Here is a 6,231-nt window from a genome sequence, read left to right as displayed (position 1 = left end):
GTAGCCTGCGTAGAAGAGCTCCGCTGCCTCCGTCTTTGTTGCATCATCCCATTTCATGACATCACCCCCAAAAAGAGAGTTGGACCCGGAACTTTCATTCCGGGTCCAACTTTAGGGGCGCGGTCCATATTCCGGCCCTTCTTGCTTGCAGTCAGCCTCGGGGTCCCATCGCGTCGTTGATGTAGAAGCGCGGCTCCTTGCCCTTGAGCAGTCCCATGAAACGCTTATGGTGCGCGGCGTACACGAGTGCGCCCATGAACAGGGCGAACGGCCAGTCGGGCGAGCGCAGCACCAGCGATGCCACCGGCAGGGCGAATGCCGCGGCGACCTGACCGGCCATCATGTAGCGCGTCAAGAAGATGACAGTCAGGCCAACAACCAGCACCACAACGAAGTAGCGCCAGTCGTACACAAGCAGCGCGCCTGCACCTGTCGCGAGGCCTTTGCCTGTCTGGGCAAACTTCCGTTTGATGATCGCAATCCATATCGAATAGTTGTGGCCGAGCACCACGCCTACCACCGCGATTGGCGGCAGGAGATTGGCTAGGATGGATTGCCCGCCGAGAGAGACCCCGAACGGGACGAAAGCGTCCATCCCGGAGGCGATCTTGATTGCCGCAACCGGGACCAAGCCCTTGAGACCATCGCACAGCACCGCGACGGCGAACCAAGACCAGGAGCCCGTCGTGCGTCGTACATTCATGGAGCCGATGTTGCCGGTTCCGTGCAGCGTGATGTCTTCGCCCGTCTTCAACTTGACGATGATGTAGGCGAAGGGAATGGACCCTATGAGATAGCAGACGGACAGCACCGCAAGCCATGCCGTCGGCAAAGCGACCCACTGCGGGAATACTACGCCCATCTCAGAGCTCCTTGTCGGCAGGGGCGGGCATGATCACTGACAACGCGCCGGGCTCGATCCGGATATCGTACTCGGATGCCAAGAACACCTCACCGTCAAGTTGTCCTTCCACGGGTGTATCCGAGACCACACGTATCTTCCGCGCATGGCTCATGTGTATTGGTTTCATCTTCGTATGTTTGCCAAGAACAATGAAGGGCAACCGTGCGTACGCCTGGGCCTTGGGCATCCCGTCGATGCGGCATACATCGAAAAGCCCGTCGTAGGGAACCGCGTCAGGTGTCACGACGAATCCTCCGCCATAGGTTGGACCGTTCGTCACGGCGATAATGAGCATCTCTGTTTTGAATGCGAGATCCTCGTCATAGCGTACGGTGACTTTGTGCGCGTGATACTGGTTGTTGAGCACATAGATCAGGGCCCGCATGTACAGTGCCAAGCCCGTGACTTTGGTTGTGGTCTTGAGTTCGACGGCTTTGACAGTGACTCTGGCGTCTAGTCCAATCGAAATCGATTCGGCGAACCACGTACCGTTGCACAATCCCAAGTCCAGGTATCGCTGGTTTCCGGTTGCGATCTGGCGCAGAGCCGTGGGCAGGTCATTCGACATTCCGAGCGTGCGGGCATAGTCGTTCCCGGACCCGGTCGGCACAACGCCAAAAGCCGGACGTGAGACAGCCGGATGCGCCATGACGCCGTTGACAACTTCGTGCACCGTTCCATCGCCGCCCACCGCGATGACCACGTCGTAACCGACTGCATGCGCGGCGATGTCGTGCGCGTGACGTGGACCGGCCGACACTTGAATGTCGAATCCGGCGACTCCTTGAAGATGATGCCTGAGCGCCGGGAGCAACTTGGCGGTCTCTCCATGTTTTGCGGCAGGGTTGACGATGAAGAGCATCTTGCCGAGCGCCATGTGGCCTCCGTCTGGTGGTCGCTTGTTTGCAGGAAGTTATGATAGAGTTCGTGCTCGGCACTCTTGATGCCGCAAGCCCTCGTAGCTCAGAGGATAGAGCGTCTGCCTCCGGAGCAGAAGGTCACAGGTTCGAATCCTGCCGAGGGCACCATCCAAAGAATCTGGTGAGGCCGGCCCGGCGGGTCGGCCTCACCTCGTGTCTAGTGTCCTTCCGCGCGCACTTTCTCGTGCGCTTCAATGACTTTCTTGGCCATCTCGTAGGGGACCTCTGCATATTCGCCAATTTGAATTGAGTAACTCCCGGCCCCATGCGAGAGCGAGCGCAAGACCGGCGAGTAGTGGACGACTTCTGCATACGGGATCTGCGCTTTGATGCGTTGCTGGCCATCGACGCTGTCCATGCCGAGAATGCGGCCTCGTCTGGCGCTCATGTCGCCCATGACCGCTCCGGCATATTCGTCCGGGACATCTATCGTCAATACCGCCACCGGCTCGAGGAGCACCATGTCTGCCTTCTCGGCAGCGAGGCGGAAGCCGACACGTGCCGCCGTGCGAAACGCCATCTCATTCGAGTCCACTGCGTGGTAGGAACCGTCGAAGACGGCGACCTTTACGTCGACCATGGGGTATCCGGCCAGCACGCCTTCAATCATCGTCGATTGCACGCCCTTGTCGACCGCGGGAATGAACTGCCGAGGAATCCGGCCGCCGACAATTTCATCGACAAACTCATAGCCTTTCCCGCGATTGGGTTCCAAGCGCAACCATGCGTCGCCAAACTGACCTGACCCACCCGTTTGCTTCTTGTGGCGGCCTTGGGCGCTCGCGACCTTTCGTATCGTCTCGCGGTAGGGGATACGGAGGTCGGTCAACTCCGCCTCAACGTTGTAGCGTTCTTTGAGCTTGTCGATGGCCACATCGATCGCGGTATCGCCGATTCCGGACAGGACTGTCTGATGAGTTTCCTCGTCTCGGCGCAGAAGGAGGGTTGGTTCTTCTTCGACGAGCTTGTTAAGCGCAGTCCCCAGCTTGTCCTCATCGGCCTTGGTCTTGGCGACGATCGCCACCGGGTAGAGCGACAGGGGGAGCGGCATGGGGGCGATGGAAAGGTCGCCCTTCTCGGAAAGTGTGTCTCCGGTGAGGACGTCTCCCAGTTTGGGAACCACCGCGATATCGCCCGCGGGGGCGAATTCGATGTCGACGGAGTCCTTGCCGACCATCTTGAGTACGTGGACTACGCGTTCTTTCTTACCCGTGCGGGAGTTGATGAACTCGGTGTTGGGTTTCAGTGCGCCCGAGAGGACTTTGACGAAGTTCAGGCGGCCGACGTAGGGGTCGAAGATGGTCTTGAAGACGAATGCTGCCGGAGCGCCTTCTGTCGTAATGTGAATCTCGCCGCCGTCAACGGTGGGAACCGGGCCATGTGCCGTGGGCTTGGGAAAGAAGGAGACGATTTCGTCCATGAGGTCTTCTATACCCTGCAGCTTGGCCGCAGACCCGACAAATACGGGGATGAAGATGCCCTGAGCGATCGCGCGGTCGAGCAGCGCTTCAAGCTCGGCCTGAGTCAGCTGTTCCCCCTCAAGATATTTCTCCATGAGGGCTTCATCCGCCTCCGCCACAAGGTCGGTGAGTTTCTCGCGCGCCGCATCGGCGGCGTTCGCGTACTCCGCCGGTATATCGAGCACCTGCTCCTTGTCGCCTTCGTGGTGGTAGGCCTTCATGCGGATGATGTCGACGACGCCGCGAAATGAGGACTCGGCGCCGAGGGGGATCTGCACTGCTCCGACGCGATGCCCGAATTTCGCCTCGATGGCGGCCATGACGGCGTCGAAGTCGGCATGTTCTTTGTCCATGCGGTTGATGAAGATTGCGCGAGCGACACCCATGTCTCCCGCAAGCTTCCAGAGGCGCTCTGTCTGGACCTGAGGACCGGCGACCGCGTCTACCACGAACAACGCCATCTCGGCGGCCTCCATGCCTGCGATCGCGTCGCCGATGAAGTCCGCATAGCCAGGGGTGTCGATCAGATTGATCTTCACGCCGTTGTGCAGGACTGGTGCGAGGGAGAGGTTGATGGAGAACTTGCGCTTGATCTCTTCGGGGTCGTAGTCGAGGTTGGAGTGCCCGTCTTCGACGGTTCCCAGCCGTTTGGCTGCGCCGGACAAAAAGAGCATTGCCTCAGCAAGTGAGGTCTTGCCCGCACCGCCGTGTCCGACAAGTGCAACGTTGCGGACGTTCTCAGTACCCGGCGCTCCCAAGTGCATCGCCTCCTCGGATAGCATACCGTCACGCCGTTGTGACGGTATGGCCCGCGATTGCGTTCCCGCACCGCGGGCTACCATGTGGAGTAGTCTACCTCTTATGGACTGCAGTGCGAGTCCTTATCAGGGAACCCTGCGCCTGTTAGAATCCCTTGAAGCCATCACACGAAGGTATTCGTTCCGGAACGCAGATGCGCAAGCGCAGGAGGTCATCCATGTTGTATACGCCGAGCTATCAGCCAAACGGTGACGAGGTTGCGGTTTTCAAGACGAATCGCGGCGACATCACGGTCAAGCTGTTCGGAAAAGACGCTCCGATCACCGTGGCGAACTTCATAGAGCTGGCGTTGAAGGGTTACTACGACGACTCCAAATTCCATAGGCTTGTCCCCGGGTTTGTCGTTCAAGGTGGCGACCCGCAGACCAAGGACCTGTCTCCGCAGGCGGTCGAGTATGCCGTGGCGAATCCGCCCGTTCCGGGTACCTGCAACGCGGATAGCCCTGCTCTGGGAACGGGCGGTCCGGGCTACAACATCAAGGGAGAGTTCAATCGCGAGACCAACCCCAACACGCATCTCGACGGCGCCCTTGCGATGGCACGGCAATCCGCTCCCGATACCGCCGGATCCCAGTTCTACTTCACGCTTGGTGAGCAGTCGTTTCTTGACGGCAGCTACGCGGTATTCGGACAGACCATCGAAGGCCTTGAGGTGATCGGCACACTGTGTGTTGGTGACGTCATCGAGTCCATAACAGTCCTGAATGTGACGGCGTAGCCCGATCATGGACCACAACCGCTTCCAAGAGGCACAGCAGGCCTATGACGCCGGGGACTACCGCATCGCGGCGAAGACGTTCCTTGCGTCCGCAGGACGGGGGGCCGATGGTAACGGGGCGGCTTACCACATGGCGGGAAACGCCCTTCTGCGTCTGCGTCGGTATCAGGACGCGGTGACGGTCTACGCCCACGCCCTTCGCGACGAGATCTATGACCGGCGTGGCGCGGTTCACGCGAACCTTGGCGCAGCCCATTTTGCGCTTGCGGACTATGCGGAGGCAGTTGCGGCGTACGGAAACGCGCTCAAGGAGGCAGACTACTCGACACCGTACAAAGCGCTTCAGGGCATGGCTTCGGCGCTTCTTGAGCGCGGCCGTATCGATGAGGCCGCCGCAGCATATCGCAAGGCCGCCCTTGATCCGGGCAATTCAGATCCTGGGAAAGCACTCGTTAATCTCGGCCTGTGCTTCATGGCGCTTGGGCGGCCGGCCGATGCGGTCGAAGCCTATCAGGCGGCTCTTGGATTCGACGAGTACAAAGGGCGGGGCAAGGCTCTCGCGAACTTGGGACAGGCGCACGTCGCTCTCGGCGAGTACGAAGAGGCGATCAAGGCGTTCGAGAAGGCGACGCAATTGCATGCGCACGGCCTTTCGGCGTCTGCCGGGGCGGCGTATGAGGCTGCGCTGGCTCACCTCCGCGCCTCGGCGACCGAGAAGGCCGATTCTGACGGGCAACAGCTAAATGAGGACTCGGAAGAGTGGGGCTGTGAGGAAGGTGCTGATTCCTCCGCGGAGCAGGTCGTTCTCAGTGGGGATGGGGCCGTCGCTAGCTGGCTCGATTTTGGCGATGACCGAGCCGTCGCCGAATTCTTCAGCGCCACCGATGAACAACTCCGAGAGCGCGATCGTGCGGCGCGCAGGGAAGCGCGAGCGCAAGGCGTTTCCGGCGGCTCGCGTGGAGTCCGCATGACCGTTCTCATAGTCGCCCTGGTTGTCTGTGCTGCTGCTGTGGCCGCTTGGTTGGCCGGATACGGCTGGCCCACACAACAGCAGACTGTCAGCGGCATGCTTTCCGCTTACAGTGCAGGCACGTCAATCACCTCCTACTGGGTCGCCGTTCCCGAGAAGGATGTCGCAAAGGAGATGGCCAAGTTGCCGGTCTCCAAGACATACTCGGTTGACGGAGTGGTTCGAGGCAGACAGAATTCAAGCACGACTATCACCGTCACGCCGCAATCGGGCGCGGCGCTACGTTTTACGGTGACTCTCGCACGAGAGGGTCTCGGTTGGAAGGTCACGGGAATTGACAACGACTGGCTCTCCACGGGAAGTGGCAGCTAACTGAGCTGAAGAGGCCTGACAGACCCATCGGATCCGACAGAAAGGCGTGCGAGTGAATCAGAGGACCT

The 6,231-nt window shown here is 60.1% G+C and carries 5 protein-coding genes and 1 tRNA gene; 3 read left to right on the top strand and 3 right to left on the bottom strand.

Going from position 1 to position 6,231, the window contains the following annotated elements; genetic code table 11:
- Positions 1–151: 151 nt before the first annotated feature.
- Positions 152–862 carry a glycerol-3-phosphate acyltransferase gene (locus HGA39_01595; GenBank protein ID NTW28046.1) on the bottom strand — a complete coding sequence of 237 codons (711 nt, stop codon included), beginning with the start codon at positions 860–862 and terminating at the stop codon, positions 152–154.
- Between the two features lies 1 nt (position 863).
- Positions 864–1,781 carry a diacylglycerol kinase family lipid kinase gene (locus HGA39_01590; GenBank protein NTW28045.1) on the bottom strand — a complete coding sequence of 306 codons (918 nt, stop codon included), beginning with the start codon at positions 1,779–1,781 and terminating at the stop codon, positions 864–866.
- A gap of 75 nt (positions 1,782–1,856) precedes the next feature.
- On the opposite strand from HGA39_01590, the gene HGA39_01585 reads away from it, so the two are divergent.
- Positions 1,857–1,932, top strand: a tRNA-Arg gene (locus HGA39_01585).
- A gap of 49 nt (positions 1,933–1,981) precedes the next feature.
- Here HGA39_01585 and HGA39_01580 read toward each other — a convergent pair.
- The gene (locus tag HGA39_01580) at positions 1,982–4,042 is read right to left on the bottom strand and encodes an elongation factor G (GenBank protein ID NTW28044.1); all 2,061 of its coding nucleotides are present in this window, start codon (positions 4,040–4,042) and stop codon (positions 1,982–1,984) included.
- 218 nt (positions 4,043–4,260) lie between these two features.
- Between HGA39_01580 and HGA39_01575 the strand changes: the two genes are divergently transcribed.
- Positions 4,261–4,821, top strand: coding sequence for a peptidylprolyl isomerase (locus HGA39_01575; protein ID NTW28043.1), 561 nt, complete (start codon positions 4,261–4,263; stop codon positions 4,819–4,821).
- Between the two features lie 7 nt (positions 4,822–4,828).
- Entirely contained in the window at positions 4,829–6,163 is a 1,335-nt protein-coding gene (locus HGA39_01570; protein NTW28042.1) for a tetratricopeptide repeat protein, read from the top strand.
- Positions 6,164–6,231: the final 68 nt, after the last annotated feature.

It is taken from the genome of Coriobacteriia bacterium, assembly GCA_013336165.1.
In the GTDB taxonomy this organism is placed as follows: domain Bacteria; phylum Actinomycetota; class Coriobacteriia; order Anaerosomatales; family JAAXUF01; genus JAAXUF01.
Note: the sequence above shows the minus strand (reverse complement) of the source record. Positions and strands in the feature narration are given on the sequence as shown.

What these genes read in the sequence shown, in the direction of transcription:
- HGA39_01595 (NTW28046.1), bottom strand. Translation starts at nt 862, where the DNA reads ATGGGCGTAGTATTCCCGCAGTGGGTCGCTTTGCCGACGGCATGGCTT.
- HGA39_01590 (NTW28045.1), bottom strand. Translation starts at nt 1,781, where the DNA reads ATGGCGCTCGGCAAGATGCTCTTCATCGTCAACCCTGCCGCAAAACAT.
- HGA39_01575 (NTW28043.1), top strand. Translation starts at nt 4,261, where the DNA reads ATGTTGTATACGCCGAGCTATCAGCCAAACGGTGACGAGGTTGCGGTT.
- HGA39_01570 (NTW28042.1), top strand. Translation starts at nt 4,829, where the DNA reads ATGGACCACAACCGCTTCCAAGAGGCACAGCAGGCCTATGACGCCGGG.